This window comes from Actinosynnema sp. (assembly GCF_052038725.1).
Window position 1 is genome coordinate 1 of sequence record NZ_JBQGCX010000279.1, and the last position, 1,665, is coordinate 1,665.

The 1,665-nt window shown below is 78.1% G+C and carries 3 protein-coding genes; all 3 read right to left on the reverse strand.

The features are described 5' to 3' along the window. On the reverse strand, positions 1-457 hold a 457-nt coding region (locus tag ACTUAL_RS05480), incomplete at its 3' end, for an NAD(P)-dependent oxidoreductase (RefSeq protein WP_440899477.1). Continuing rightward, positions 454-1,245 (reverse strand): inositol monophosphatase family protein, encoded by a 792-nt coding sequence (locus ACTUAL_RS05485; protein ID WP_440899478.1) that lies wholly within the window; start codon positions 1,243-1,245, stop codon positions 454-456. The genes ACTUAL_RS05485 and ACTUAL_RS05480, both read right to left, overlap by 4 nt. 100 nt (positions 1,246-1,345) lie before the next feature. Beyond that, a partial coding sequence (locus ACTUAL_RS05490) for a LysR substrate-binding domain-containing protein (RefSeq protein WP_440899479.1) occupies positions 1,346-1,665 on the reverse strand: 320 nt, incomplete at its 5' end.

Sequence of the window (1,665 nt, forward strand, 5' to 3'; positions counted from 1 at the left end):
CGGTCAGCGGGCCCGCGTGGACGACCGTGCCGCCCGCTGCCAGGACCAGCGCGACGGCCGCCACCTTGTCGGCCACCTCCACCGCGCCCAGCGCCAGGCGCAGCAGCGCCGAGGTCGCGGCGGTCGCGGACGGGCCGGTGCCGTGCGCGCCCAGCCACACCAGGCGCGGCGGGGACGCCGCCACCAGGGACGCCGCGCCCGCCGCCAGCACGCCGGGGCGGGACCTCGGCGGGTTGCCCAGCGCCGACACGACCGCGTCGCTCCCGGCCCACGCCTCGGCGACCGCGTCCCGGTCCCGCACGTCCACCGCCACCACCCGCAGCGACCCGTGCCCCGGCAGCCCGCGCGGGTCGCGGCTGAGGGCGGTCACCGAGTGGCCGCGCCGCAGGGCGTGCGCCACCACGTGCCCGCCGACGCCCCCGGTCGCGCCCAGCACGACCAGCCGCAGGCCGCTCACAGCGCGCCCAGCACGGCCGCGGCCTGCGCGTGCACGCCCGGCGCGGCGGCCAGGAAGTCGCCGCTCGCGGCGGTCCACGGCGCGCCCCGCAGGTCGCTCACCACCCCGCCCGCCTCGGCCACCAGCAGCGCCCCCGGCAGCAGCCCCGACCGGACCGCGCCGTGCTGCCAGAACACGTCCGAGCGCCCGTCGGCCACGTGCAGCAGCCGCAGCGTCGGCGGCACGCTCACCCCGAGCACCCCGGACGCGGCCATCATCGCGGTCGCCGACCGGCCGATCAGCCGCCACGTCCCCTCGGTCTCCCTGGGGCTGGCCTGCCCGGTGCCGACGAGCGCGCCGCGCAGCTCCGCCTTCACCGACGCGCGCAGCCGCTCCCCGTTCCGCAGCGCCCCGCCGCCCGCCGTCGCGGTGTAGGTCAGGTCGGCCAGGGGCAGGTGCACGGCGGTGAGCACCGGCAGGTCGTCCTCCACGAGGGTCGCGGTGACGCCCCACTCGGGCAGGCCGTGCACGTAGTTGATCGCACCCTCCACCGGGTCGACCACCCACCACCGGCCCGGCGGCAGCCCGCCCTCCGCGAGCTCGTCCTCCACCCACCCGGCGTCGGGCGCGGCGGCTTCCAGCGCCGGGCGCAGCTCGGCGAGCGAGACCTCGTCGGCGGCGGCGATCGCGGCCTCCACGGCCGCCCGGTCGACCAGGTCGTGGCTCGTGCGGTACCCCCGGACCAGTGCGGCGCCCGCGGCGCGGACGGCGTCGGCGGTGGCGGCGGCAGTAGCGGTGAGCGTGCTCATCTTGTTGTCCTCCAACGGTTTCCCGGCGGCTCGCCGGTGCTGGGAACAACGCTAGGAGGACCCGATCATTAATTCAAATGCATCCTTTTCAACTCAACTTTTACTCCGGTGCAATCATCTTCCGCAGCTCGACCAGGCACAGCTCCCGCAGCCAGCGGTGGGCCGGGTCGCCGTCGTGGCGGCGGTGCCAGGTCAGGTGCAGCGCGATCTCCGGCGCGGGCAGCGGGAGCGGCCGGTGCGCCAGCCCGTGCTCGCGCGCGAGCGGCCCCGCCACCGAGGACGGCAGGGTCGCCACCAGCCCGCACCGCCGCGCCAGCCGCTGCGCGGCGACCGCGGTGGGCGCGGCGGCGACCACCGAGCGGGTCAGCCCCAGCTCGGCGAGCAGCCCGTCGACCCGGTCGGCGAGCGCGCCGCGCCGCG